27 protein-coding genes are annotated in these 23,481 nt (G+C 58.4%); 10 read left to right on the top strand and 17 right to left on the bottom strand.

From position 1 onward, the window contains the following. Positions 1-902 precede the first annotated feature (902 nt). The gene (locus CKW38_RS08455) at positions 903-1,601 is read right to left on the bottom strand and encodes a hypothetical protein (protein WP_095112445.1); all 699 of its coding nucleotides are present in this window, start codon (positions 1,599-1,601) and stop codon (positions 903-905) included. 1 nt (position 1,602) lies between these two features. Next, positions 1,603-2,370 carry a MarR family transcriptional regulator gene (locus CKW38_RS08460; RefSeq protein ID WP_095112447.1) on the bottom strand — a complete coding sequence of 256 codons (768 nt, stop codon included), beginning with the start codon at positions 2,368-2,370 and terminating at the stop codon, positions 1,603-1,605. Between the two features lie 636 nt (positions 2,371-3,006). On the opposite strand from CKW38_RS08460, the gene CKW38_RS08470 reads away from it, so the two are divergent. After that, positions 3,007-3,321: a DUF3077 domain-containing protein gene (locus tag CKW38_RS08470; protein WP_095112449.1), complete on the top strand. Its 315-nt coding sequence runs from the start codon at positions 3,007-3,009 to the stop codon at positions 3,319-3,321. A gap of 186 nt (positions 3,322-3,507) precedes the next feature. On the opposite strand, the gene CKW38_RS08475 is transcribed toward CKW38_RS08470, so the two are convergent. Then, positions 3,508-5,349, bottom strand: a complete 1,842-nt coding sequence (locus CKW38_RS08475; RefSeq protein WP_371857960.1) for a potassium transporter Kup — start codon at positions 5,347-5,349, stop codon at positions 3,508-3,510. 349 nt (positions 5,350-5,698) lie between these two features. Between CKW38_RS08475 and rimO the strand changes: the two genes are divergently transcribed. The 6 genes from rimO (at position 5,699) to tsaA (ending at position 11,186) form a co-directional block, all read left to right on the top strand. After that, complete coding sequence (gene rimO / locus CKW38_RS08480) at positions 5,699-7,036, top strand: 30S ribosomal protein S12 methylthiotransferase RimO (RefSeq protein WP_095112452.1); 1,338 nt, start codon at positions 5,699-5,701, stop codon at positions 7,034-7,036. Positions 7,037-7,486: 450 nt separating this feature from the next. Then, positions 7,487-7,960: a GNAT family N-acetyltransferase gene (locus CKW38_RS08485; RefSeq protein ID WP_007908717.1), complete on the top strand. Its 474-nt coding sequence runs from the start codon at positions 7,487-7,489 to the stop codon at positions 7,958-7,960. Between the two features lie 189 nt (positions 7,961-8,149). Then, positions 8,150-8,860: an rRNA pseudouridine synthase gene (locus tag CKW38_RS08490; RefSeq protein ID WP_042704893.1), complete on the top strand. Its 711-nt coding sequence runs from the start codon at positions 8,150-8,152 to the stop codon at positions 8,858-8,860. A 72-nt stretch (positions 8,861-8,932) separates the two neighbouring features. Beyond that, positions 8,933-9,403 (top strand): DUF1456 family protein, encoded by a 471-nt coding sequence (locus CKW38_RS08495; RefSeq protein ID WP_007908719.1) that lies wholly within the window; start codon positions 8,933-8,935, stop codon positions 9,401-9,403. Between the two features lie 129 nt (positions 9,404-9,532). Beyond that, entirely contained in the window at positions 9,533-10,303 is a 771-nt protein-coding gene (locus CKW38_RS08500) for an SDR family oxidoreductase (RefSeq protein WP_007908720.1), read from the top strand. A gap of 175 nt (positions 10,304-10,478) precedes the next feature. After that, a complete protein-coding gene (gene tsaA / locus CKW38_RS08505) occupies positions 10,479-11,186 on the top strand; it encodes a tRNA (N6-threonylcarbamoyladenosine(37)-N6)-methyltransferase TrmO (RefSeq protein WP_095112453.1) in 708 nt (235 codons plus the stop codon). A gap of 164 nt (positions 11,187-11,350) precedes the next feature. Here tsaA and fpr read toward each other — a convergent pair whose 3' ends face one another. Beyond that, positions 11,351-12,130 (bottom strand): ferredoxin-NADP reductase, encoded by a 780-nt coding sequence (gene fpr / locus CKW38_RS08510; protein WP_007908723.1) that lies wholly within the window; start codon positions 12,128-12,130, stop codon positions 11,351-11,353. Positions 12,131-12,263: 133 nt separating this feature from the next. Here fpr and CKW38_RS08515 point away from each other — a divergent pair, with 133 nt between their 5' ends. Further along, complete coding sequence (locus CKW38_RS08515) at positions 12,264-13,190, top strand: LysR family transcriptional regulator (RefSeq protein ID WP_007908725.1); 927 nt, start codon at positions 12,264-12,266, stop codon at positions 13,188-13,190. Here the strand turns inward: CKW38_RS08515 and CKW38_RS08520 are convergent. From CKW38_RS08520 to CKW38_RS08530, 3 genes are all read right to left on the bottom strand, one after another. Further along, complete coding sequence (locus CKW38_RS08520) at positions 13,187-13,549, bottom strand: diacylglycerol kinase (protein WP_003222276.1); 363 nt, start codon at positions 13,547-13,549, stop codon at positions 13,187-13,189. The genes CKW38_RS08515 and CKW38_RS08520 overlap by 4 nt on opposite strands. A 74-nt stretch (positions 13,550-13,623) precedes the next feature. Beyond that, on the bottom strand, positions 13,624-14,274 hold the full coding sequence (gene erdR / locus CKW38_RS08525; RefSeq protein WP_007908734.1) for a response regulator transcription factor ErdR: 651 nt from the start codon (positions 14,272-14,274) through the stop codon (positions 13,624-13,626). A 223-nt stretch (positions 14,275-14,497) separates the two neighbouring features. After that, complete coding sequence (locus CKW38_RS08530) at positions 14,498-15,247, bottom strand: tRNA-uridine aminocarboxypropyltransferase (RefSeq protein ID WP_007908736.1); 750 nt, start codon at positions 15,245-15,247, stop codon at positions 14,498-14,500. Between the two features lie 186 nt (positions 15,248-15,433). Here CKW38_RS08530 and CKW38_RS08535 point away from each other — a divergent pair, with 186 nt between their 5' ends. Then, positions 15,434-15,859 (top strand): PA3611 family quorum-sensing-regulated virulence factor, encoded by a 426-nt coding sequence (locus tag CKW38_RS08535; RefSeq protein ID WP_007908738.1) that lies wholly within the window; start codon positions 15,434-15,436, stop codon positions 15,857-15,859. Here the strand turns inward: CKW38_RS08535 and CKW38_RS08540 are convergent, their stop codons facing one another. Then, a complete protein-coding gene (locus tag CKW38_RS08540; RefSeq protein WP_007908740.1) occupies positions 15,860-16,054 on the bottom strand; it encodes a hypothetical protein in 195 nt (64 codons plus the stop codon). Between the two features lie 351 nt (positions 16,055-16,405). Here CKW38_RS08540 and CKW38_RS08545 point away from each other — a divergent pair, with 351 nt between their 5' ends. After that, positions 16,406-17,524 carry a TIGR00730 family Rossman fold protein gene (locus CKW38_RS08545; protein WP_095112454.1) on the top strand — a complete coding sequence of 373 codons (1,119 nt, stop codon included), beginning with the start codon at positions 16,406-16,408 and terminating at the stop codon, positions 17,522-17,524. Positions 17,525-17,579: 55 nt separating this feature from the next. Here CKW38_RS08545 and recX read toward each other — a convergent pair whose 3' ends face one another. The 9 genes from recX to CKW38_RS08590 all read right to left on the bottom strand — a co-directional run bounded on the left by recX (position 17,580) and on the right by CKW38_RS08590 (position 23,461). Further along, positions 17,580-18,050: a recombination regulator RecX gene (gene recX, locus CKW38_RS08550; protein WP_095112456.1), complete on the bottom strand. Its 471-nt coding sequence runs from the start codon at positions 18,048-18,050 to the stop codon at positions 17,580-17,582. An 8-nt stretch (positions 18,051-18,058) separates the two neighbouring features. Continuing rightward, positions 18,059-19,114: a recombinase RecA gene (gene recA / locus CKW38_RS08555; protein ID WP_007908746.1), complete on the bottom strand. Its 1,056-nt coding sequence runs from the start codon at positions 19,112-19,114 to the stop codon at positions 18,059-18,061. Between the two features lie 83 nt (positions 19,115-19,197). Continuing rightward, entirely contained in the window at positions 19,198-19,698 is a 501-nt protein-coding gene (locus tag CKW38_RS08560; protein WP_095112458.1) for a CinA family protein, read from the bottom strand. A 67-nt stretch (positions 19,699-19,765) separates the two neighbouring features. Next, a complete protein-coding gene (locus CKW38_RS08565) occupies positions 19,766-20,284 on the bottom strand; it encodes a lysis system i-spanin subunit Rz (protein WP_007908749.1) in 519 nt (172 codons plus the stop codon). Then, positions 20,263-20,829, bottom strand: coding sequence for a glycoside hydrolase family 19 protein (locus tag CKW38_RS08570; protein ID WP_095112460.1), 567 nt, complete (start codon positions 20,827-20,829; stop codon positions 20,263-20,265). The genes CKW38_RS08565 and CKW38_RS08570 overlap by 22 nt, the downstream gene beginning before the upstream one ends. A 36-nt stretch (positions 20,830-20,865) precedes the next feature. Next, entirely contained in the window at positions 20,866-21,120 is a 255-nt protein-coding gene (locus CKW38_RS08575) for a hypothetical protein (protein ID WP_007908751.1), read from the bottom strand. Further along, positions 21,120-22,280 (bottom strand): hypothetical protein, encoded by a 1,161-nt coding sequence (locus tag CKW38_RS08580; RefSeq protein WP_095112462.1) that lies wholly within the window; start codon positions 22,278-22,280, stop codon positions 21,120-21,122. Before CKW38_RS08580 ends, CKW38_RS08575 begins: the two co-directional genes overlap by 1 nt. Before the next feature lie 9 nt (positions 22,281-22,289). Further along, positions 22,290-22,721: a phage tail assembly chaperone gene (locus CKW38_RS08585; RefSeq protein WP_095112464.1), complete on the bottom strand. Its 432-nt coding sequence runs from the start codon at positions 22,719-22,721 to the stop codon at positions 22,290-22,292. Positions 22,722-22,723: 2 nt separating this feature from the next. Continuing rightward, positions 22,724-23,461: a hypothetical protein gene (locus CKW38_RS08590; RefSeq protein ID WP_095112466.1), complete on the bottom strand. Its 738-nt coding sequence runs from the start codon at positions 23,459-23,461 to the stop codon at positions 22,724-22,726. Positions 23,462-23,481 lie beyond the last annotated feature (20 nt).

A 23,481-nucleotide genomic window follows, 5' to 3' on the forward strand; every position in this document is an offset into this window, starting at 1 on the left:
ATCGGCGCTTGGGTGAAAGGAGGAGGGGCGAAATCTCCCACGGTCTGTGCTGCGTCAACAGTCAGAATCGAGCCTTGTCCCTCCTCCTCCCTTCAAGTCCTACCATACAAGCGAGCCTGCTCGCGAAAGCGGTGGGTCAGTTTACAGATTCGTCGACTGACACTACGTCTTCGCGAGCAGGCTCGCTCCCACAGGGGTATTGGGCTGGATTCAGACAACCCGTCAGTCTCGCTGGCCAAGCTGGACATCTATCCACGTGACATCATCGTCGCCAACGCTAAAGTAGCTATCCCGCGCCGCCAACAAACTGCTTTGCTGCACTTGCGTCAAGTCCGCCCAAAAGCCATCAGTGACAAACACCAAGCGCTCAACAGCGTCCAGTGCACAACAAACAAAGTCAGGGTTCGGGACCCGATTGATCTTCAAGCATCGTGTTACCGAATTTCGCGCCGGGTCTTGTGCCAATTCACAGTGCGAACGGTCGCGCCGCCAATTGGCCTTGCAGTGAGGTGGCGTAATCCACTCGATGGCTCCCGCCAGCGGCACAATCCCGCATGAACAGTCACCTTCGTACGCAACGGCGAGTCGGCCATGAGCTACCAAGCCAATCAGCTAACAGATGGCTCCCGCCTGATCAGCAGGCAACGACGCATGAAAATCCGACAGTATTGAACCCAATAGACGCTCAACAGCTGCGGGGTCTGCAGGATAGCCCCCCTGCTCCATCTGTGTGGAATGAGCCGCCAACATGCCGCTTACGAAGCTTTCAGCCAGCTGTCCACTGCCGCGCCTGGAAGTGCCATCCGCGACAACAAAAAACCCACTGTCAACATTACAGGTCGCTCCGGCATAGTCATTATTTGCCCTGCTGGCTTGCCCAGTGATTGATCGGGAGTGTTATCTCATGCGTTGGCCAGCGCTTTCATACGCCTGTGAATAATCTGCCCTCTGCCCGGATTCGCCTGCACCGAGCCTGAACTTTCGATCACGTAGCCAACCCCATCGAGCGCCATCAGCTTCTGGACTCCCTCTGTGATGAACGCCTTGAGGTCCTTGTCAGCTTGGCCCACCTCCTCCAACAGCTCAGGCCGACCATCGATCAAGATGATCATGTCCTCGACATCCTTGTGATAAGGATCACCATTTCCCCGACCGGCGAAAGCTTCCAGTTTCGTCGCGAGAAAATATGTGGGCTGGAATATCTGGATGACAGTGCCGCTGGGTAGGGTGAATTTATCCGCCCTCGCCAGCCCCTCGACGAACCAGCGGTTGGCATAGCCGAGCACTGCAGGGTCGGAAGGCATGACATCCACAACAACGTCATTGAAGCGAAAACGACAATTGACCTCGTCCTCACCGGTGATCTTGAATCCCTTGGCAGCCAGCCGTTCAGTGAGTTGGTTCCAGGCGCTGATACCGGCCAACTCGATCACTAGATCAACGTCATCAGTGAAACGAATGTCGTCCAGCACTGCTGTATCTGTAACCAGCATGGCGGTTGTGCAACCGCCAACAAAAGCAACTTCGGCGAGAAACGCCTCGCCCAAGCCTTCAGCCACGAACTCAATGAGCTCGTAGTTGTGATCCGCGTTTGACGACATGTTATTTCAGCCCCATTCCTGCCTTCAGAATACTGATTGCCACACCACACTCACGCGGACCACCCAGACGGATTGCATCAGCGAGCGCCAGATAGTGGTAAAGGATCCGGTCTTTTTTCACCGCTTCCGGCACTGTTTTGTAAAGCGGCTCGATCGCTTGACCTCGCTCGGTTCCCTGCGCATCCGGCCAGACCGGAATCAAACCACCCGCACTCTTGATGCTTTTGGACAGCGCAGGCGCTGCAAAACCTGTGGGTATGCCACGAACCATCGCGCCAGGCTTGACCGGGAAGAAGTACTTCAGCGCGTGCTCGGTAATTTTCAGCAGTTCCCGGCGGTGCACTTTGGCAAGCCCGGTGTCGTAATCATGAATGAGCAATCCAGATTCCCGGCACCGGGCGAGAGCATTTGAGACTTCGCTTTTGCTCAGTCCGAGAGAGGCAGACAGCGCACGCAGAGAGTAGCGATCGCTCCAACTTGTCAGCGGTGGATCAGATGCTGGTTCCGCCCATCCCTCCCAGCCTGGCCCATCAGCGAAAGGCGAATCGAATTCGCGGCGCTGGAAGACTGTGTCTTCCCCATCAGTGGAATAGGTAACCAATGGCTTCCCCACACCCTCCCCTGCGGTCATTCGGCTGACGACATAGGGCCTGAGCAGCTCTTCGACCCTGTCCGAATTTGATTCGGCCTCCATCTCCCCCAAGAGGTTCTCTTCCTGAGCGTGGAGACTGGCCATTTTGAACAAAAGTAAAATGTCTTGACTCTTCATTTAGCTCAAAACCTCAAGTGTCCACATTCCATAAAACGTGGACACTTGTCTCACTGACGAGGTCGGGTCGTCAAGCCCTTGGGTCGATCACTAATCGCTGCATACCTTGCCCGCATATCTTCATGGCTGATTGCTTGGGCCAGATCAAAGATGAGCAATCGTTCACTGGCCTTCTTTTCGAGCCGAAGGTCCTTCGGTTCATCCTGTGCTTCTTGTTGCGCTGATGCTGTCATACGTACCTGAATGCTTTGCACACGTCGGTTCGTGTCAGACGTTTAGTATCGTTTACTTCCAGTCTCGCAATATCAGATGACGCCCACGGACCTTGTAGGCAAACTCCGAAACTCTTGTTGGGGCGCTGTGCCGCTCTATTACGCTGTTTTTCGACGGGATACTCTCCGGACGTCGCTGACCCATTCAGCGATCGGGCTTGGTAACCCGGTGGAATAAGGCGCAACAGCGCACCCGACACGACTCAGGCGTTTCCCGTCCGAGCCTCTATGTTATGGCAGCTGTGCGTGGGACGCTTACGGGCGTGCCGGTTTCCTTGATTCCCCGGTTTACCAACCTGCGCACAGCTGCCACCCATTCGCTTGGTATCGGATGCGGCAGCTCTCGAAATCAAGGGAACTGACAATGAACAATCCATCTGATCTTAAAACCATCGGCTTCACCCCTTTCCTCTACAACTCGGATCAAGCGTTCTTCAACGTCCGCTCCGGCATCCCGATCATCGATGCCTTGTCCCAATCCTCCGACCTGCTATCCCTCGCAAAATCCTTCGCCGAGGATGCTGCCTTCATCAAAGACACCGACCGCCATGCCTGGGCCGCGCATTACCTGACGGTGATGGGCAAAGCCTTGATTGATGACGTGATCCAAGCGCTGATGCCACGACCTGCGCGGACGAAGACTGAATCCGAAACCGAACTGGCTGAACCCACCTCATAACCTTGTGGGAGCTGGCTTGCCAGCGATGGCGGTGATTCAGTCGACATTGATTCTGAATGTGCCAGCCTCATCGCTGGCAAGCCAGCTCCCACAGGGGATTTGTGGTGGATTTGAGGTTTATCAGCGGACACAAAAAAGCCCCCGCCAGCCACAAGGCTGACGGGGGCTTTTCAGTTGAAGCGAGGCTTACATTTCTACCTGCGTGCCGAGTTCAATCACCCGGTTCAACGGCAAATTAAAGAACCTCAAGTTCCCATTGGCATTCTTCAACATGAACGCAAACAACGCCTCACGCCAACGCGCCATGCCTTCCAGCTTCGAAGCAATCACCGTTTCGCGACTGAGGAAGTACGTGGTACGCATCGGGCTGAAGTCCAGATCATCCAAATGACACAGCTTCAGCGCTTGCGGCACGTCCGGTTCGTCGGTGAAGCCGAAGTGCAGGATCACCCGGAAGAAACCCTCCCCGTGGGCTTCCACTTCGAAGCGCCGCGATGGCGGCACACGCGGGATGTCTTCGTAGACCACCGTCAGCAACACCACTTGCTCATGCAGTACCTGGTTGTGCAGCAGGTTGTGCAACAGCGCGTGGGGCACGGCGTCGGAGCGCGCGGTGAGGAACACGGCGGTGCCCTGCACGCGGTGCGGTGGTTGCACGCGGATGCTGCTGATGAAGATCGGCAGCGGCAGTGCGCCTTCGTCGAGGCGATCGACGAGCAACTGCTTACCGCGTTTCCAGGTGGTCATCAGCACAAACAGCGCGATACCGGCGATCACCGGGAAGGCACCGCCCTGAACGATCTTCGGCACGTTGGCGGCGAAGTACAGACCATCCACCAGCAGGAAGCCGATCAGCACCGGCACCGCGAGGATCGGCGGCCATTTCCACAGCAGCAGCATCACTGCCGACACCAGAATGGTGGTCATCAGCATAGTGCCCGTCACCGCCACGCCATAGGCCGAGGCCAGTGCGCCAGAGGATTCGAAACCGAGCACCAACAGGACCACGCCGACCATCAGCGCCCAGTTCACCGCGCCGATATAGATCTGGCCTTGCTCGTCGCTGGAAGTGTGCTGGATGTACATGCGCGGGATGTAACCGAGCTGGATCGCCTGACGGGTCAGGGAAAATGCACCGGAAATCACCGCTTGCGAGGCAATCACCGTGGCCAGCGTCGACAGACCGACCAGTGGAATCAGCGCCCAGCTCGGCGCCAGCAGATAGAACGGGTTACGCGCCGCTTCCGGGTTTTCCAGCAACAAAGCGCCCTGCCCGAAGTAGTTGAGCACCAGCGCCGGCAACACCAGGATGAACCACGCGCGGGCAATCGGCTTGCGGCCAAAGTGGCCCATGTCGGCGTACAGCGCTTCGGCACCGGTCAGCGCCAGCACTACGGCACCGAGAATCGCTACGCCCATGCCCGGATGAACGACGAAGAAATTCACCGCCCAGATCGGGTTCATCGCATGTAACACTTCTGGCGCGTGGCTGATGCCATACACACCGAGGGCGCCGAGGACGAGGAACCAGGTGACCATGATCGGCCCGAACAGAATGCCGATCCGCGCCGTACCGTGTTTCTGAATCAGAAACAGCGCCACCAGCACCACCAGCGACAACGGCACGACCCAATGGTCGATACCATCAAACGCCAGCCCCAGACCTTCAATCGCCGACAGTACGGAAATCGCCGGGGTGATCATGCTGTCGCCATAAAACAGCGCCGCGCCGATCAGTCCGCACACCACCAGCAACGAGCGCAGCTTCTTGCGATGCCCCGCCGCCCGCCGTGCCAGTGCGGTGAGCGCCATGATGCCGCCCTCGCCCTGGTTGTCGGCGCGCAGCACGAACATCATGTATTTGATCGACACGACCCAGATCAGCGACCAGAAGATCAACGACAGAATACCCAGCACGCCATCGTGATTGACCGATACGCCGTAAGCGCCGGAAAACACTTCTTTGAGGGTGTACAGCGGGCTCGTGCCGATGTCGCCGTAAACCACCCCGACCGCCGCGACCAGCATGCTCAGCGGCTTGGAGGCCGAACCCTCGGCGCCTGCCGCATGACTACTTGCCTGACCCATCCAACACTCCTACTTCTCAGAACCGGCTTCTTGAATGAAGCACTATGCTTTGTGGTGCAGCATGCGCTGTTTTACCTGTTGTTACAGACGTTTTGTTGACTGTAAAAAATTGGTAAAGCTCAACGGCGCGAAGCATAGCGCAGCACTCGTCGTATTTCCCTGCATAAAGCTGGTCAAGTGCGTTGCCCGCCGCTAGAATTGCGCACTTTTTGATCAGAGGCGCGCCCTAAGCGCCCGTCCGTCGGCTTTCGCACCAAGAAAGCGATGTCACAAAATACCGAGGTTAGACATGTCCACCACTCCTGCGCCGGCCAATCCAAAGGTTGGCTTTGTATCTCTGGGTTGCCCGAAAGCACTGGTCGACTCCGAGCGCATCCTGACCCAGCTGCGCATGGAAGGCTATGACGTGGTGTCCACCTATCAGGACGCCGACGTTGTAGTCGTCAACACCTGCGGTTTCATCGATTCGGCCAAGGCTGAGTCGCTGGAAGTGATCGGCGAAGCGATCAAGGAAAACGGCAAGGTGATCGTCACCGGTTGCATGGGCGTGGAAGAAGGCAACATCCGCAACGTGCACCCGAGCGTGCTGGCCGTGACCGGTCCGCAGCAGTACGAGCAAGTGGTCAATGCTGTGCACGAAGTGGTGCCGCCGCGTAAAGATCACAACCCGCTGATCGACCTGGTGCCGCCGCAAGGCATCAAGCTGACCCCGCGCCACTACGCCTACCTGAAGATTTCCGAAGGCTGCAACCACAGCTGCTCCTTCTGCATCATCCCGTCGATGCGCGGCAAACTGGTCAGCCGTCCGGTCGGTGATGTGTTGGACGAAGCTCAGCGCCTGGTCAAATCCGGCGTTAAAGAGTTGCTGGTCATTTCGCAAGACACCAGCGCTTACGGCGTAGATGTGAAATACCGCACCGGTTTCTGGAACGGCGCGCCGGTGAAAACCCGCATGACCGAACTCTGCGAAGCGCTGAGCACCCTCGGCGTCTGGGTCCGTCTGCACTACGTTTACCCGTACCCGCACGTCGACGAGCTGATCCCGCTGATGGCCGCCGGCAAGATCCTGCCGTACCTGGACATCCCGTTCCAGCACGCCAGCCCGAAAGTGTTGAAGTCGATGAAACGCCCGGCCTTCGAAGACAAGACACTGGCGCGGATCAAGAACTGGCGCGAAATCTGCCCGGACCTGATCATCCGTTCGACTTTCATCGTCGGCTTCCCGGGCGAAACCGAAGAAGACTTCCAGTACCTGCTCAACTGGCTGACCGAAGCCCAGCTCGACCGCGTCGGCTGTTTCCAGTACTCGCCGGTAGACGGCGCGCCAGCCAATGATCTGGATCTGGAGATCGTACCGGACGAGGTCAAGCAGGATCGTTGGGATCGCTTCATGGCGCACCAGCAAGCGATCAGCTCGGCACGCCTGCAAATGCGCATCGGCCGTGAAATCGAAGTGCTGGTCGACGAAGTTGATGAGCAAGGCGCTGTTGGCCGCTGCTTCTTCGATGCCCCGGAAATCGACGGTAACGTGTTTATTGATAACGGCAGCAATTTGAAGCCGGGTGACAAGGTCTGGTGCAAGGTGACTGACGCTGACGAATATGACCTGTGGGCAGAGCAGATCTGATCTGAAGATCAAAAGCCCCTCATCGGAACGCCGCCCGCCCAGCCCTCTCCCAGAGGGAGAGGGGGCTGACCGTGTTGTTCTTTCGAGGTACATCGACCTGAGCTATCCGGTCGAACTCAGGTTTGAAAAGCACGAAGTTCAGCTCCCTTCCCCCTCGCCCTCTCTGGGGGAGAGGGGACTGATCGAGGTGCTCTTCAGAATGACGGCGACTTGAAATATCGAGTCGAACTCAGGTTTTGAACAGCACGAAGATCAGCTCCCTTCCCCCTCGCCCCCTCTGGGGGAGAGGGTTGGGGTGAGGGGGAGAGATCTTGCTGGCGACAGAAATAGCCAGCCAGACACCGCAATAAATACGGAAAGCCCCGCTCTTTTTACGAGATGCGGGGCTTTTTTACGGCTATCGTTTAGCGGGGGACGGACTCCCTTGAAACGGACATGAGGCAGACGGGCATGCGTCACCATTCGGTCATCCACACACCGAAACTCAGCGATTACCAGGAACTGACCCAGGTCTGGGAGGCCTCGGTCCGCGCGACCCATGATTTTCTCCCGGACAGCTATATCGAGCTGCTGCGCAACCTGGTGCTCACCCGTTATCTGGATGCGGTGATGCTGATCTGCACCAAAGACGCCAATCAGCGCATCACCGGGTTTGCCGGTGTTGCGGCGGGCAAGATCGAAATGCTGTTCATCGACCCCGATCATCGCGGTCAGGGCTTGGGCAAGAAACTGCTCAACTACGCGATGCAGCACCTGAATGCTGATGAACTCGACGTCAACGAACAGAACCCACAGGCATTGGGCTTCTACTTCAAGCAGGGTTTTGAAGTGATCGGCCGCTCGGAGGTGGATGGCATGGGCCAGCCGTATCCGTTGCTGCATATGCGGTTGCGTCAGAACCAGCAGCGCTCCAGTAACGGCTGACACACCATGGCCCCCTGTGGGAGCTGGCTTGCCAGCGATGCAGACGCCTCGGTCTGACAGATGCACCGAGGTGATGCCATCGCTGGCAAGCCAGCTCCCACAGGGAATACGGACACCGTGAAAATGGAACCGGACTTAACCGGCGCCACACAGGTACAATGCCCACCCCTTTTTTGTTACGGCCCTGTCATGACTGACCCGATTCGCCTCTCCAAACGCCTCATTGAACTGGTCGGTTGCTCCCGCCGGGAGGCCGAGCTGTTCATTGAGGGCGGCTGGGTCACCGTGGACGGCGAAGTGATTGACGAGCCGCAATTCAAGGTCGGCGACCAGAAGGTCGAGCTCGACAAGGACGCCAAGGCCACCGCACCGGAGCCGGTGACCATCCTGCTCAACGCGCCGGCCGGTATGGACGTCGAGACTGCCATGCAGTCGCTCAGCGCCGAAACCCTCAGCGAAGAGCACCGTTTCAGCAAGCGCCCGTTGCGCGGGCACTTCCTGCGCCTGACCGCCAGCGCCGACTTGCAAGCCAAGGCCAGCGGCCTGCTGGTGTTCACTCAGGACTGGAAAATCCTCCGCAAGCTCACCGCCGACGCCGCGAAGATCGAGCAGGAATACGTGGTCGAGGTCGAAGGTGACATGGTCGCTCACGGCCTCAACCGTTTGCAGCACGGCCTGACCCACAAGGGCAAGGAGCTGCCGCCGGTCAAGGCCAGCTGGCAGAACGAAAACCGTCTGCGTTTCGCCATGAAAAATCCGCAGCCCGGCATCATCGCCCAGTTCTGCGAAGCGGTCGGCCTGAAGGTCATCGGCATCCGCCGCATCCGTATCGGCGGTGTCTCGATCGGCAAAGTCCCGGTCGGCCAATGGCGCTACCTGTCCGGCAAAGAGAAGTTCTAAGACTTCCACTGCCGCCACACATTCCGGTAGCGCGCCCGCGTGCTGCCCACAACGCTTATCAGGATGACTCACATGATTCATAACGACGTATTGCGCAGCGTGCGCTACATGCTCGACATCAGCGACAAGAAGGTTGTCGAGATCATCAAACTCGGCGGCATGGAAGTCGCGCTCGCCGACGTGGTGACCTGGCTCGACAAGAAAGAAGAAGACGAAGAAGGTTTCGTGCGCTGCCCGGACGAAGTCATCGCGCACTTCCTCGACGGTCTGGTGATCTTCAAGCGTGGCAAGGACGAAAGCCGTCCGCCGCAGCCGATCGAAGTGCCGGTGACCAACAACATCATTCTGAAAAAACTGCGCGTGGCCTTCGAATTGAAAGAAGACGACATGCACGCGATTCTCAAGGCTGCCGAGTTCCCGGTGTCCAAGCCTGAGCTGAGCGCACTGTTCCGCAAGGTTGGCCACACCAACTATCGCCCGTGCGGCGACCAGTTGCTGCGCAACTTCCTCAAGGGTCTGACCCTGCGCGTTCGCCCGGCCTGATCCCCTTCTGCGGTGGCGACTGATGGTCGCCGCCGCAACGCATGATTGTTCATTCCCTCCAGAAATAATGGCTCCGCTTCGTGCGGCTGACGACTAGGGTGTACTGATCCCTAATCCTCAGGACTCGCCATGCACCCGTATTTCTCCCTGCAAGGCCGCACCGCTCTGGTGACCGGCGGCACACGTGGTATCGGCAAGATGATCGCCAAGGCCTTTGTCGAGGCTGGTGCCCGCGTCTATGTCTGCTCGCGCGATGCCGAAGCCTGCCATCAAACGGCTGAAGAACTCAGTGCCCTGGGCAAATGTCATGGCATCGCCGCGAATCTGGCGACGGAAGAAGGCGTACAGGAGCTGGCCGCGCGCCTGGGTGAGCAGATCACGCATCTGGATATTCTGGTGAACAACGCCGGCACTACTTGGGGCGCGCCGCTGGAGAGCTATCCGGTCAAGGGCTGGGAGAAGGTCATGCAGCTCAACGTGACGTCGGTGTTCAGTTGCATCCAGCAATTTCTGCCGCTGTTGCGCAAGGCTGGCTCAGCGGCGAATCCGGCGCGGATTATCAACATTGGTTCGGTGGCGGGGATTTCTTCGTTTGGTGAGCAGGCGTATGCCTACGGGCCGAGTAAAGCCGCCCTGCATCAATTGTCGCGGATTCTGGCGCGGGAGCTGGTGAGCCAGCACATCAACGTCAATGTGATCGCACCGGGGCGGTTTCCGAGCAAGATGACTCAGCATATTGGTAATGATGAGAAGGCGCTGGCTGAGGATACGGCTTTGATTCCGATGAAGCGTTGGGGGCGGGAGGAAGAGATGGCGGCGCTGGCGATCAGTCTGGCGAGTACAGCTGGGGCTTATATGACCGGGAATATTATTCCGCTGGATGGCGGGTTCAGTCTCTGAGATCGGCGGTGCGGCCTTCGCTGGCAAGCCAGCTCCCACAGGTTTTTGTGGTGTACTTGGATTATGTAGCCACTCGAGAACCCTGTGGGAGCCGGCTTGCCAGCGATGGCGGCCGCCCGACCACCACCAGACTTGAGGGCTGTCGGGTTATCATGCCCACCCTGCCCCGCTTCGAATGCAAACCATGACTTACAGCGTCTCCCCCATCGGCTTCGTGCGCTCCTGCTTCAAGGAGAAATTCGCCATCCCGCGCCAGCCACAACTGGCCCCCGCCGCCCGTGGCGTGCTGGAACTGGTGGCGCCGTTCGATCAGGGTGACGCCGTGCAAGGTCTGGAACAGGTCAGCCATGTGTGGCTGTTGTTCCTGTTTCATCAGGCACTGGAAGACAAACCGCGCCTGAAAGTCCGCCCACCGCGCCTGGGCGGCAACAAGTCCATGGGCGTGTTCGCCACCCGCGCGACTCACCGGCCGAACGGCATCGGTCAGTCAGTGGTGAAACTGGACAAGGTCGAAGCCCATCGGCTGTTCATCTCCGGGATCGACTTGCTCGACGGCACGCCGATTCTCGACATCAAACCCTACGTGCCTTACGCCGACATCATTCCCGAAGCTTCCAACAGCATCGCCAGTGCAGCACCGCAGCTGATTGACGTGCAGTGGACGGACTCAGCACTGAAACAGGCGCACACACACGCTCAGCGCCTTGGCGAACCCTTGGTTGAGCTGATTGAACAGTGCCTGGCGCAGGATCCGCGCCCGGCCTATCAAACCCCGGTGCCTGAGCGTGAATATGGCGCACAGTTCTGGGATCTGGACGTGCGCTGGCATTACCCGACACCGGAGCAGATCCGCGTGCTGGAAGTCATTCCCGCCATGGTCTGAAACCGCGCCCAATGTAGGAGCTGCCGCAGGCTGCGATCTTTTGATTTTGCTCTTCAAAAGCAAGATCAAAAGATCGCAGCCTGCGGCAGCTCCTACAGGGAAATGTTCGGGCATAAAAAAGCCCCCATTGCCTGCAAAGGCAATGGGGGCTTTTTCAGTGGGGCTTACTTCTCGACGAACGCACGCTCGATCAGGTAATCACCCGGCTCGCGCATCCGCGCCGAGATCTTCAGGCCGAAGCTGTCGAGCACTTCGCTGGTCTCGTCGAGCATGCTCGGGCTGCCGCAGATCATCGCGCGGTCGTCCTGCGGGTTGATCGGAGGCAGGCCGATGTCGCTGAACAGCTTGCCGCTGCGCATCAGGTCGGTCAGACGGCCCTGATTCTCGAAAGGCTCGCGGGTCACGGTCGGGTAGTAGATCAGCTTGTCACGCAGCGCTTCGCCGAAGAACTCGTTCTGTGGCAGGTGCTCGGTGATGAATTCGCGGTAGGCGACTTCGTTGACGTAACGCACGCCGTGGACCAGGATCACTTTTTCAAAGCGCTCGTAGGTTTCCGGGTCCTGAATGACGCTCATGAACGGCGCCAGGCCAGTGCCGGTGCTCAGCAGATACAGGTGCTTGCCCGGGTTCAGGTCGTCCAGCACCAGGGTGCCGGTAGGCTTCTTCGAGATGATGATCTCGTCGCCTTCCTTCAAGTGCTGCAGTTGCGAAGTCAGCGGGCCGTCCTGCACCTTGATGCTGAAGAACTCCAGATGCTCTTCCCAATTCGGGCTGGCGATCGAGTAAGCGCGCATAAGCGGGCGGCCGTTGGGCTGTTGCAGGCCGATCATCACGAACTGACCGTTCTCGAAGCGCAGACCCGGATCGCGGGTGCACTTGAAGCTGAACAGAGTGTCGTTCCAGTGATGAACACTGAGGACACGCTCGTGGTTCATGTTGCTCATGTACGTTTGACTCCTGGAGATTGGGTCTGCGCTGGCTTTTGAAGGCGACGGTGCGCAATTGCATCGCATTCTAATAGCGACGACAATATCTGTTAACTGGATTATTAAGATAAGGGTTATCGGTTATATCGATATGCGATTTACTCTCCGTCAACTGCAAGTCTTCGTCGCCGTCGCCCAGCAGGAAAGCGTATCCCGTGCTGCGGGTCTGCTCAACCTCTCGCAGTCGGCCGCGAGCACCTCGATCACCGAGCTCGAGCGCCAATCCAGCTGCCAGCTGTTCGACCGCGCCGGCAAACGGCTGAGCCTCAACGCCCTCGGCAAACAGCTGTTGCCACAAGCGGTGGCGCTGCTCGATCAGGCCAAGGAAATCGAAGACCTGCTCAACGGCAAATCCGGTTTCGGCTCGCTGTCGGTGGGCGCAACGCTGACCATCGGCAATTACCTGGCGACGCTGCTGATCGGCAGTTTCATGCAACGCCACCCGGAAAGTCAGGTGAAGCTGCACGTGCAGAACACTGCCAATATCGTGCAGCAAGTCGCCCATTACGAAATTGATCTGGGTCTAATCGAAGGCGATTGCAGCCACCCGGATATCGAAGTGCAGAGCTGGGTTGAAGATGAGCTGGTGGTGTTCTGCGCGCCGCAGCATCCACTGGCCCAACGCGGTACGGCGACCATGGAGGAGCTGACGCACGAGGCATGGATTCTGCGCGAACAGGGTTCCGGCACGCGGCTGACCTTCGATCAGGCCATGCGTCACCATCGCAGTGCGCTGAATATTCGTCTGGAGCTGGAACACACCGAAGCGATCAAACGCGCTGTGGAATCAGGACTGGGGATTGGCTGCATCTCGCGGCTGGCGCTGCGTGACGCGTTCCGACGCGGCAGCTTGGTGCCGGTGGAGACGCCGGACCTGGATCTGGCCCGACAGTTTTACTTCATCTGGCACAAGCAGAAGTACCAGACTTCGGCCATGCGCGAATTTCTCGAGCTGTGCCGCGCTTTCACCGCCGGGGTGCAGCGCAGCGACGAGATCGTGTTGCCGACAATCGCTTAAAGCAGAATCACTGCCCACACCAGCGCAATCATGCTCAGTGCGACGAATTGTGCGGCGCTGCCCATGTCCTTGGCGTTCTTCGACAGCGGGTGCAGCTCCAGCGAAATGCGGTCGATGGCCGCTTCCACAGCCGAATTCAGCAACTCGACGATCAGCGCCAGCAGGCACACGGCAATCAACAGTGCCTGCTCAACGCGGCTGACATTGAGGAAGAACGTCAGCGGAATCAGCACCACATTGAGCAGTACCAATTGGCGAAAGGCTGCTTCACCGGTGAAGGCTGCGCGCAGGCCGTCCAGCGAGTAACCGGAGGCGTTGAGGATGCGTTTCAGGCCGGTCTGGCCCTTGAAAGGTGACATAAAGTAGAAACCAACCAAAAAGGAGTGGGAAAGCTAGAGCAACAAAAGTCAAAAAAGCGTGAAGACGCCAGCCTTTATTGGCTCGGAATTGACTCAAGTTGTTGCAGCAGTAAAGCCGCTTGCGTACGAGTGCGCACATTCAGCTTGCGAAAGATCGCCGTGACGTGGGCCTTGATGGTCGCTTCCGACACACTCAGCTCATAGGCAATCTGCTTGTTCAGCAGGCCTTCGCAGACCATGGTCAAGACGCGGAACTGCTGCGGGGTCAGGCTGGCGAGACCATCGCTGGCGGCTTTGGCTTCATCGGAAACGGCGACTGCCTCGAACGCCTGCGGCGGCCAGAAAACATCGCCATCGAGCACTTTGCGCACGGCCTCCTGAATCACGCTGAGGTCGCTGGACTTGGGGATAAAACCACTGGCGCCGAACTCACGGGATTTGACCATCACCGACGCTTCTTCCTGCGCCGAAACCATCACCACCGGAATCTGCGGGTACTGCCCGCGCAGCATGACCAAACCGGAAAACCCGAAAGCGCCGGGCATGTTCAGGTCCAGCAGGACCAGATCCCAGTCAGCCTTTTCGGTCAGGCGAGATTCCAGCTCGGCGATGCTCGCCACTTCTACCAGCCGGACGTCCGGGCCAAGGCCCAGCGTCACCGCTTGATGCAGGGCGCTACGAAACAATGGGTGGTCATCGGCAATCAGGATGTCGTATGTGGCCATTTTTCAAATGATCCTGTTTTTGATGGCAGACCCGGTGCATTCCGGTCTGGCCAAAGCAACTCAAGATGCCGCTTGAAAGCGGTATCTACAGGGGCACGTTCAACGCCAATCAACAGCAAACACGGCGTTTCAAACCTTGGCCGCACCCCAATCGGCGCCAAGCATGCCCAGCGAAGACGGGGTGGTCAAGCAGCACGGCCGCTGGCTTGTACAGTATGGGCCACTATTGGGCCAACTCCGGCTGCGGCTTTCGTATATAGGGCAACAACTCGGCGTGAGCCGGCGTTGACTCATTCATGTCCAGTTGCTGTTTGGCGCCCAGATAATGCTGGCTGAACACGTCAAAATAGGCGTCCAGCGCAGAGGCGGCGTCGCTGTCACCAGCCAGTTCCAGGCACAATGCCGCGACTTCGGCGGTGCACAGGTGCTCACTGCGGGTCGAACGGCGCAAGCGGTAACGCGAGAGTTTGTCGGGCAGCAGACTGAGAATCGGCAAGCGATCAAAATACGGGCTCTTGCGGAAAATCTTCCGCGCCTCGGTCCAGGTCGCATCCAGCAGAATGAACAACGGGCGCTTGCTGCTATCGATCGCGACAGTATTGGTCACTCGCGACGGCTCGACGTATTCGCCGGGAAACACCAGATACGGTTGCCATTGCGGATCATTGAGCAGCGCCAGCATCTGCGGATCAGGCTCGGTACGCGACCAGATAAACGCATGGTTATCGCGCACCACGTCGGCTATCAGCCAACCGGTGTTGCTCGGTTTGAACACTTCCTTGCCGGTCATGATCAGGCACACGCCCGATCGGGTTTCGACACTCGGACGCCAGGCGCACAAACAATGGCTGATGATCACCCGGCAGTCGCGGCAACGCTCGGAGCGAAAGCCACGGGCCTGAATCGGCTTGATGCCCTCGTCCTCGCGCTGATCGCGCAAGCGGGCTACGGCGTTGGGGGCATGATGGGTCACGGGCAACGCCTTACGGCAGGAAAACTCGACACGCACAGCACTCGGCAAGGCTATAAAGGCCGGCAGTTTACCAGAGCGGCGAGTGCAAACCTGTACCGTCCCGACCGGCTCCCCTATAATCCGGCGCCACTGAACGCACAGCCACAGGGCTGGTCGAACCACCAGTCACTGAATCAGGAGAGTTTCATGCTGCGCCTTATCGTTCCTACCGCTGCCATTCTGCTGGCGTCGTCCTTCACCGCTCAGGCTGCATCCCTGAGTGAGCAGAATCTGAACCGAGAGCTGCGCAACGTCGCCGCCCAGAGCAGCGTCGGCACGCCTCGGGCAATCAATGAAGACATTCTTGATCAGGGCTACACCGTTGAAGGCACTCAGTTGATCAACCACCTGAGCGTACAGAAGAGCCACGCCGACAAAATGCGCGCTGACCCTAAAGCCGTGTATTTCCAGTTGGGCGCCTCGGTATGCAACAACCCGTCGTACCGCAAGCTGATGGCCAAGGGTGCGATCATGCGTTACGACTTCACGGAAGTGAAAACCAACAAAGCGATCGGCTCCGCCAGCTATCAGGAATCGGATTGCCCGAAAGCCGCCCCGGCGAAGAAGAAGTAACTATCGCGAATTGGCGCGCCGCTGTTCATCCTCGGCGCGCAGTTCAGCCAGCAAAGCCTGTAAATAGTGCGAACGACGCTCGCCACCCGCCAACCGCCGGCAGCACTCCTCTTCGAGACTGAGTTGATTGGTCTCGGCTGATGCCTTCAACATCCGATACAACTGCGTATCGATCTCCAGAATCACTCTGGCCATGTGTCCCGCCTCCTTGCCACCCGCAAATCCTTGAATCGCGTGCACCTTGCGTACGGTTATTGACCTAAAGCTGTCGTAAGGCGCCTGTACGTTAGTTAATCAGAGGGTTTGCCATTCGGTGCACGTTCGGACGAGCGGTGAAGCAACGCGCGGAAAATCAACAAACGATTGCCAGCCAAAACTTTACGGCGCAATGATCAAGTCAGCGCAAATGCGCGCAAGGGTCTAGATTCAGAGTATTCCCGATCATTTTTCAACGGCAGACAAGGAACTGCCGATCGTGTGTTTTTTGCAGCGCGGCACTGACGCCGCTCGTCAGGGCCATCCGCTCTGTGCAGAAGGAGACGTTGAATGCCTTACCAACCGAATGACCTCTTGAGCCGTCATTTTCAGGAAAGCGGTCCCGACCTCATCAGTAAGGTCGAAGAACAACTCAACCGTGTTTCACCCAACAGCCCGAATATCCCCATCTACCGCGACATGATCCTGACCGTGCTGCGCATGGCCCAGGAAGACCATAACCGCTGGAATGCCAAGATTACCTTGCAAGCCCTGCGCGAACTGGAGCAGGCGTTTCGGGTCCTGGAGCAGTTCAAAGGCCGACGCAAAGTCACGGTATTCGGTTCGGCGCGCACGCCGGTCGAGCATCCGCTGTATGCGATGGCCCGTGAACTCGGCGCGGCGTTGACCCGCTCGGGGATGATGGTCATCACTGGCGCCGGGGGAGGCATCATGGCTGCCGCGCATGAAGGTGCCGGCCGCGATCACAGTCTCGGCTTCAACATCACCCTGCCCTTCGAGCAGCATGCCAATCCTACGGTGGACGGCACCGGCAATCTGTTGCCGTTTCACTTCTTCTTCACGCGCAAACTGTTTTTCGTCAAAGAAGCCGACGCGCTGGTCTTGTGCCCGGGCGGTTTCGGCACGCTGGATGAAGCGCTGGAAGTGCTGACATTGATCCAGACCGGGAAAAGTCCATTGGTGCCGGTGGTGCTGCTGGATGCGCCGGGCGGCACATTCTGGCAAGGCGCGATGGACTTCATTCGCCAGCAACTGGAGGAAAACCATTACATCCTGCCGACCGATATGAGACTGATGCGTCTGGTTTACTCCGTTGAGGAAGCGGTGGAACAGATCGCCCAGTTCTACAGCAACTTCCACTCCAGCCGCTGGCTCAAGCGCCAATTCGTGATTCGTATGAATCACAAGCTCAGCGATCAGGCGTTGGCGCACATGCAGGAAGCATTCGCCGATCTGTGCCTGAGTGACCAGTTTCATCAACACGCCTACGCCGGCGAGGAACACGATGAAGCGCAGTTCAGCCATTTGGCACGACTGGCCTTCGCTTTCAATGCCCGAACGCACGGGCGTCTGAGGGAGTTGATCGATTACATCAATCTGCCGGAAAACTGGGCCGATTCAAAACCGCAAACAGCGCAACGCAGCCGCGAGCCGTCAAAGGCAATTTGAAGGCAAAAAAAAACGGCCCGCTATTTTCATAGCGGGCCGTTTTTATTGAAGCGGTTTAATCGTCCATGCCGCGACCGCTGAACAAGCGGTTGATCATCTCCATCGAGAACCCCCGATACGCCAGAAACCGGCCTTGCTTGGCCCGTTCTTTCGCATCAATCGGTAAATGCCCGGAGAACTTCCGGCGCCAGGTTTCCTGAAGTTGCTCCTGCCAGCTGATACCGCTTTCGCGCAGGGCGAGTTCGATATCGGCGCGCTGCAAACCGCGCTGGCTCAGTTCCTCACGAATCCGCAGCGGGCCATAGCCGGAGCGGGCGCGGTAGGAAACAAAGCTTTCAAGGTAACGGGCTTCGGAAAGCAGCCCCTCTTCCGTCAAACGGTCGAGGGCTGTTTCGATCATCTCCGCTTCAGCGCCGCGCTGACGCAGTTTGCGCGTCAGCTCGACTCGACCGTGCTCGCGGCGTGCGAGCAGGTCCATGGCGGTTCGCCGCACAGCGACGAGGGTATCGAGTACGGCGGTGGTCATCGCTGCAATCAGATATCAGCGTCGGCCAGGTCGTCTTCAGTCTCTTTGACTGCAGAAGCCTTGGAATCGATCACTGCAGGCGTCAGCAGTTTGTCACGCAGTTGCTTCTCGAGCTTCGCGGCGATTTCCGGGTTGTCTGCCAGGAACTTGGCCGAGTTGGCCTTGCCCTGACCGATCTTGGTGCCTTCGTAGGCGTACCAGGCGCCGGACTTCTCGACGAAACCGTGGAGCACGCCCAAGTCGATCATCTCGCCGTTGAGGTAGATGCCTTTGCCGTAAAGAATCTGGAACTCGGCCTGACGGAACGGCGAAGCGACCTTGTTCTTCACAACCTTGACGCGGGTTTCGCTGCCGACCACTTCGTCGCCTTCCTTCACCGCGCCGGTACGGCGGATGTCGAGACGGACCGAAGCATAGAACTTCAGCGCGTTACCACCGGTGGTGGTTTCCGGGCTACCGAACATCACGCCGATCTTCATACGAATCTGGTTGATGAAGATCACCAGGCAGTTGGCGTTCTTGATGTTACCAGTGATTTTACGCAGCGCCTGGGACATCAGACGGGCTTGCAGGCCCACGTGCATGTCACCCATTTCGCCTTCGATTTCAGCCTTCGGTACCAAGGCTGCCACGGAGTCGACGATGATCACGTCAACGGCGTTGGAGCGCACCAGCATGTCGGTGATTTCCAGCGCCTGTTCGCCGGTGTCCGGCTGCGACACCAGCAGGTCGTCGACGTTGACGCCCAGCTTGCCGGCGTACTCAGGATCGAGGGCGTGTTCGGCGTCGACGAATGCGCAGGTCGCGCCGGCTTTTTGAGCCTGGGCGATCACGGACAAGGTCAGTGTGGTTTTACCGGAGGATTCAGGACCGTAGATTTCAACGATACGGCCTTTTGGCAGGCCGCCAATGCCGAGCGCGATGTCCAGACCCAGAGAGCCAGTCGAGATAGCCGGGATCGCCTGACGGTCTTGATCGCCCATACGCATCACGGCACCCTTGCCGAATTGACGTTCGATCTGACCCAGGGCCGCAGCCAAGGCTTTCTTCTTGTTGTCGTCCATTAAAGTCCTCACGTAATCAATAAGGCCTGACGGCCAACACCTGTATAAGTAGCCAGTATTATTCCACAGCGTTCGCGGATCGCCTACCCCTGATTTTCGATTTCTCGTGCCGCTAGTCGCAGGAGCCCCTCTAGCGCGGCCTTCACCGTTTGTCGGCGGACGTCATCGCGGTTGCCGGGGAAGTGCTGAACCTCACTGGTGACCGTTTCGCCAACACCCCAGGCCAGCCACACAGTGCCCACCGGTTTGTTCGGTGAACCACCGTCCGGCCCGGCCACCCCGCTGACCGCCACGGCAAATCGCGCCAGGCTTTTGTCCTGCGCACCACGCACCATCGCTTCAACCACCTCGCGACTGACCGCGCCCACCGTTTCGAACAACTCGGTTGGCACATTCAACTGCTGGTTTTTTTGTCGATTGGAATACGTGACGTAGCCCGCCTCGAACCACGCCGAACTGCCCGGAATCCGCGTGATGGCTTCGGCGATCCCGCCACCGGTACAGGACTCAGCGGTGGTGACGTGGGCATTGAGCAGTTGCAGACGTCGGCCAAGGTCGGCGGCCAGTTGAGTGATCTCTTTCACGGCGTGCTCCGGATCGTGTGGAATGCCTCCACCGTACACGAGCCGGTTGCGCTTTCAATACACAGACTCATTCAAAATGTTCGGGCGCGAGCGCTCTGACATACGCCTGACACGCCTGCAAGGCGATCAGTCCACGGTCGCCGGTGTCGGTGATGGCGATAATTCGTTGAGCATGCGCCGGGTCAAGTCGGGCGCGTACGGTTGCATGATCCACGTTGCCGGCGCCGGCGGTGGCTGGCACGTTGCAGCCTGGGGCAGCGTCGCTGGCGTCGAGAAGGACTGACAGGCGCACATCAGCAGTGGCAAGACGATCGCGCAGGCGATCCTGATCACGTTGGGCATCGCTCAGCGCTCGGTAATGGGTTTGTTCACTGGCCGCGAGCCGCTGCTCCAACGCCAGACGTTTATCCTGCTCGGCCTGCTGCGCTGCAGCGGCGGTCTGCGTCAGTTGATTGAGGGTTTCGGCGTTTAACCGGGCCTGCTCGGCCAATTGCCGTTCGTAGCGCCACCCCTGAAACTGCCAGGCCGCAGCAAAAGCACCAGCGGCCAGCAATAAGATGCCGATCACTCGCCAGGGGATTGGCATAGCACTGCCCTCGCCCGCGCCCAGATTTCCAGGCGATCCTGCAAGCCGTTCAACCCGCCGTTGATTCGCCGGGTGATGGTGTTGAACTGATCGCGATCGGCCAGTTCATTCAAGCCGTTCTGCTCCCAGAACCATGCCGCGGACTCGGCAGCCCATTGTGGCTGTTCGAGCAGTTCGGGCAGGGACAGCAAACGATCATCGCCGAACAATCCGAGGCTGCACTGACGATAGTTACTGCGGCCAGTGATCTGAATCAGCCCGCGACCGCGATATTTCTGTCCATCGCCATCGGCCTCGGGCGTGTTGCCCAGGCGCAGCGCCAGCGTGCCGGTGTCGTATTTGCTCAGGTATTGGTTGTTGCCCAGTTCGCGCACGTAACGCAATTGACCCGACTCGTGTCCGATTTGCGCGAGGAACGCCGCGACGCGTTTGGGCGAGTCGATATGGCGGCGAGCCATGGCACTGTTGAGCGCAGAAACAAAAACGCCCGCTTGGGAGCGGGCGTTCGGCATGATGTCGATAAGGTTGCTTTCAGTTATTTGCATAATGCTTGATCCTCCCTGGATATTGCCCCGATTGAATCATGGTTGGCGGCCAATGCCCGTCAGCCATTTTTTTGCCAGAGTTTTCAGCGTGCTGTCCGGTGCAAGTTCTTCGGGCACGTCGAACACCCAACCGAGGGTACCGAAGTGGGCGGTCCAGTCGATTTGCGGTACCGGAGTGATTTCAGTGATGTCGACCCAGAGCAGATCCGGATGAAACATCTCGGCCATATTGCCATCGGTGGAGAACAGCTCGACCACGGTGCTGTTGAAGATGCGTGCGTAGGTTTTCATCAGGCGTACTCGTAGATGATCACGGCGCCCGAGGCACCTGCGCCACCTGGTCTGCCAGGTTGATTGGGGGCGTTGGCGATTCCTCCCGCACCGGAGCCGAAACCGGAACCGGGTGCAGCCAGAGAGCCTGCTGCGCTGCTGCCAAAACCGCCTCCGCCCCATGGCGAGCTGCCACCGTGCCCAGCAAGGGTTGAGCCGTTGACAGATATCCCGGGGGCGCCCGCATTTCCCGCACTATTGACGATGTTGCCGCCACTAGCCGTCTGACCGGGATAGCCTCCGGTATAAAGCCCCATGCCCTGATTCGCGACAAAGCCAATCCACGGCGACCCTCCACCACCGGCAGCAGAAACCAGCGAGCCAAAAGAACTGGTACCACCACCTCCGGCATTCGCCGCTGCGAGTCCCGCGCTTCCGCCAGCCCCCACCGTGACAACCTGACGAGAACCAATAGTCTCGGAAGGTAACCACGCTTCAGCATAACTACCGGAGGCACCGCCGCCCACGGTTGCATACTGGGAAGTTGTGGTCGCCCCGACTCCCGCACTTCCACCACCACCGCCCACAACCTTGACCAGAACGTGCTTCGTCCCGGCTATCGGCTCATAGGTACCGGATACGGTAAACGTCTTTACCCCCAACAACCGGCCGCTCGCAGCACTACCACCGCTCGCATACACCAGCACCCAACTGTCCAGCGCCGCGCTATACACCACCGAACACACACTGCTGCCGACAATCTCCGCTGGCCGCAACGCACTCAGCCCAAGGCTCAATAGCGGCCGGGGCATCAACCCGTTCGGTGCAAACGTACTCGCCCCGGTATTGGCATTACCGGCAGTAAAGTGCAGCGCCAATCCGTCCTTCAGTGCGGTGACGGCAGGCACATAATTGGCCATGTAGAGATTGGCCGCGCCGATGTCAGTGGCATGTTTGTCTTCACCTGCCTGACTGAGCTTTTTCATCGCTTGCAACAACTGGGTTGCATCGGCTTCGCTCGGCTCAAGGCCGGCTGATTTGACGACGTTCAACAATTCATCGGTAACGCTGTTGCCCCAGGTCGCAGGGATCAACGATCCGGGCAATCCCGCGACGACGTCTTCATTGACGAATTTGCCATTCACCAGCCCGACGCTGGGAACGCTTTTTGGATAATCCATGTCGATTCCTCAGCCATTGACCTGTCGCAAACCGTCAAGCCAGTCAGGTTCGACCGGGCGCGAACGGGCATCGGGGAAGTCCGGATGATTGGGCCAGTCGCGCAGCGCCTGCCGGTAGGCGAGGAGCTCTTTGAACTCCTCGGTACGCAAGGTTGTGCCCTCGCCCATTTCCAGTTCTTCGGCATCGCGAAGGACCAGCCATTGAGTACGATCCAGTGCCTTGTCGCGCCAGAACCTTTCTGCGGCGTCGGTGGTTTGTCCAGCCAATACCACCCGCTCTGGACGCCCTTTAGCGTTCAGTGAAAGAACTGTCCCTGCGGGAGCATTAGAGACCAGCGCGCAATACTCGCCCTCGCTCAACGCAAACGCGTCAGCAGGGATGTTCGCACCGTGTAGATCTGAATGATAAAAGCCAGAAGTTTGCGGAGAGAAATAATACATATTCAGTACCCTATACCGATTACGCGAGCAGCAATGGAGCCTGTCGGATAATCAGGACAGCGAACATTGATGCCCGCCAGCCGACTGATCGTCGCGTTGTTCCAGACCAGTAAAGTTGCCGATGAAGTACCCTCATGGGTAGCGACTGCGAGAAATAATGCGTTGGGAAACATCAATGGCCATGGGTTTACATCGCCATAATTACTATTGCCTGCCTGGCTGGCACTGCCACTGATCCATTGGATAATGACGCCACCCATCCACGAAGGAAAAACAACATAACCTGATGCCCCTAACCTAACCATGAACCCGAGTCTGAGCTTTTTAGGGGTCACAATAGATGTGTCACTGACACCGGCGTTGACCTCTGCCTGAGAGGCGATTTTTGCGGTTCCTACGAGGGACTCTGTGGCCTGTTGCACTTTTTTCGCAATGGCTTGAAAGACTCTTGACGGCGTCATCAACCGTGTAGTGCTGGTGCCGGATTCGGCTTCGTCCTGACTGGCAAGACTCTCGCTTTGCTTCCTCGCTATAAGCGTATCAATGGCCGCTTTTAGTTGAGTGTTATCACTTTCATCAGCGGCCGCTCCTGAGCCTTTGATGACTTCCAGAATTTCCTGCGTAACGGCATTTCCCCAACTTGCCGGAATCAACGAACCCGGCATTCCAGTGAGAGGGTTTTCATCAACAAACCTGCCATTCACCAGGCCGGCGCTGGGAATATTTTTTGGGTAGTCCATCAATCTTCTCCATATTTTCA

This window comes from Pseudomonas sp. Irchel 3H7 (genome assembly GCF_900187605.1).
Lineage (GTDB): Bacteria > Pseudomonadota > Gammaproteobacteria > Pseudomonadales > Pseudomonadaceae > Aquipseudomonas.

Coding starts and splice junctions, on each gene's coding strand:
- CKW38_RS08455 (WP_095112445.1), bottom strand. CDS start 1,601: ATGTCGTCAAACGCGGATCACAACTACGAGCTCATTGAGTTCGTGGCT.
- CKW38_RS08460 (WP_095112447.1), bottom strand. CDS start 2,370: ATGAAGAGTCAAGACATTTTACTTTTGTTCAAAATGGCCAGTCTCCAC.
- CKW38_RS08470 (WP_095112449.1), top strand. CDS start 3,007: ATGAACAATCCATCTGATCTTAAAACCATCGGCTTCACCCCTTTCCTC.
- CKW38_RS08475 (WP_371857960.1), bottom strand. CDS start 5,349: ATGCTGGTCGCGGCGGTCGGGGTGGTTTACGGCGACATCGGCACGAGC.
- rimO (WP_095112452.1), top strand. CDS start 5,699: ATGTCCACCACTCCTGCGCCGGCCAATCCAAAGGTTGGCTTTGTATCT.
- CKW38_RS08485 (WP_007908717.1), top strand. CDS start 7,487: ATGCGTCACCATTCGGTCATCCACACACCGAAACTCAGCGATTACCAG.
- CKW38_RS08490 (WP_042704893.1), top strand. CDS start 8,150: ATGACTGACCCGATTCGCCTCTCCAAACGCCTCATTGAACTGGTCGGT.
- CKW38_RS08495 (WP_007908719.1), top strand. CDS start 8,933: ATGATTCATAACGACGTATTGCGCAGCGTGCGCTACATGCTCGACATC.
- CKW38_RS08500 (WP_007908720.1), top strand. CDS start 9,533: ATGCACCCGTATTTCTCCCTGCAAGGCCGCACCGCTCTGGTGACCGGC.
- tsaA (WP_095112453.1), top strand. CDS start 10,479: ATGCAAACCATGACTTACAGCGTCTCCCCCATCGGCTTCGTGCGCTCC.
- fpr (WP_007908723.1), bottom strand. CDS start 12,130: ATGAGCAACATGAACCACGAGCGTGTCCTCAGTGTTCATCACTGGAAC.
- CKW38_RS08515 (WP_007908725.1), top strand. CDS start 12,264: ATGCGATTTACTCTCCGTCAACTGCAAGTCTTCGTCGCCGTCGCCCAG.
- CKW38_RS08520 (WP_003222276.1), bottom strand. CDS start 13,549: ATGTCACCTTTCAAGGGCCAGACCGGCCTGAAACGCATCCTCAACGCC.
- erdR (WP_007908734.1), bottom strand. CDS start 14,274: ATGGCCACATACGACATCCTGATTGCCGATGACCACCCATTGTTTCGT.
- CKW38_RS08535 (WP_007908738.1), top strand. CDS start 15,434: ATGCTGCGCCTTATCGTTCCTACCGCTGCCATTCTGCTGGCGTCGTCC.
- CKW38_RS08540 (WP_007908740.1), bottom strand. CDS start 16,054: ATGGCCAGAGTGATTCTGGAGATCGATACGCAGTTGTATCGGATGTTG.
- CKW38_RS08545 (WP_095112454.1), top strand. CDS start 16,406: ATGCCTTACCAACCGAATGACCTCTTGAGCCGTCATTTTCAGGAAAGC.
- recX (WP_095112456.1), bottom strand. CDS start 18,050: ATGACCACCGCCGTACTCGATACCCTCGTCGCTGTGCGGCGAACCGCC.
- recA (WP_007908746.1), bottom strand. CDS start 19,114: ATGGACGACAACAAGAAGAAAGCCTTGGCTGCGGCCCTGGGTCAGATC.
- CKW38_RS08565 (WP_007908749.1), bottom strand. CDS start 20,284: ATGCCAATCCCCTGGCGAGTGATCGGCATCTTATTGCTGGCCGCTGGT.
- CKW38_RS08570 (WP_095112460.1), bottom strand. CDS start 20,829: ATGCAAATAACTGAAAGCAACCTTATCGACATCATGCCGAACGCCCGC.
- CKW38_RS08575 (WP_007908751.1), bottom strand. CDS start 21,120: ATGAAAACCTACGCACGCATCTTCAACAGCACCGTGGTCGAGCTGTTC.
- CKW38_RS08580 (WP_095112462.1), bottom strand. CDS start 22,280: ATGGATTATCCAAAAAGCGTTCCCAGCGTCGGGCTGGTGAATGGCAAA.
- CKW38_RS08585 (WP_095112464.1), bottom strand. CDS start 22,721: ATGTATTATTTCTCTCCGCAAACTTCTGGCTTTTATCATTCAGATCTA.
- CKW38_RS08590 (WP_095112466.1), bottom strand. CDS start 23,461: ATGGACTACCCAAAAAATATTCCCAGCGCCGGCCTGGTGAATGGCAGG.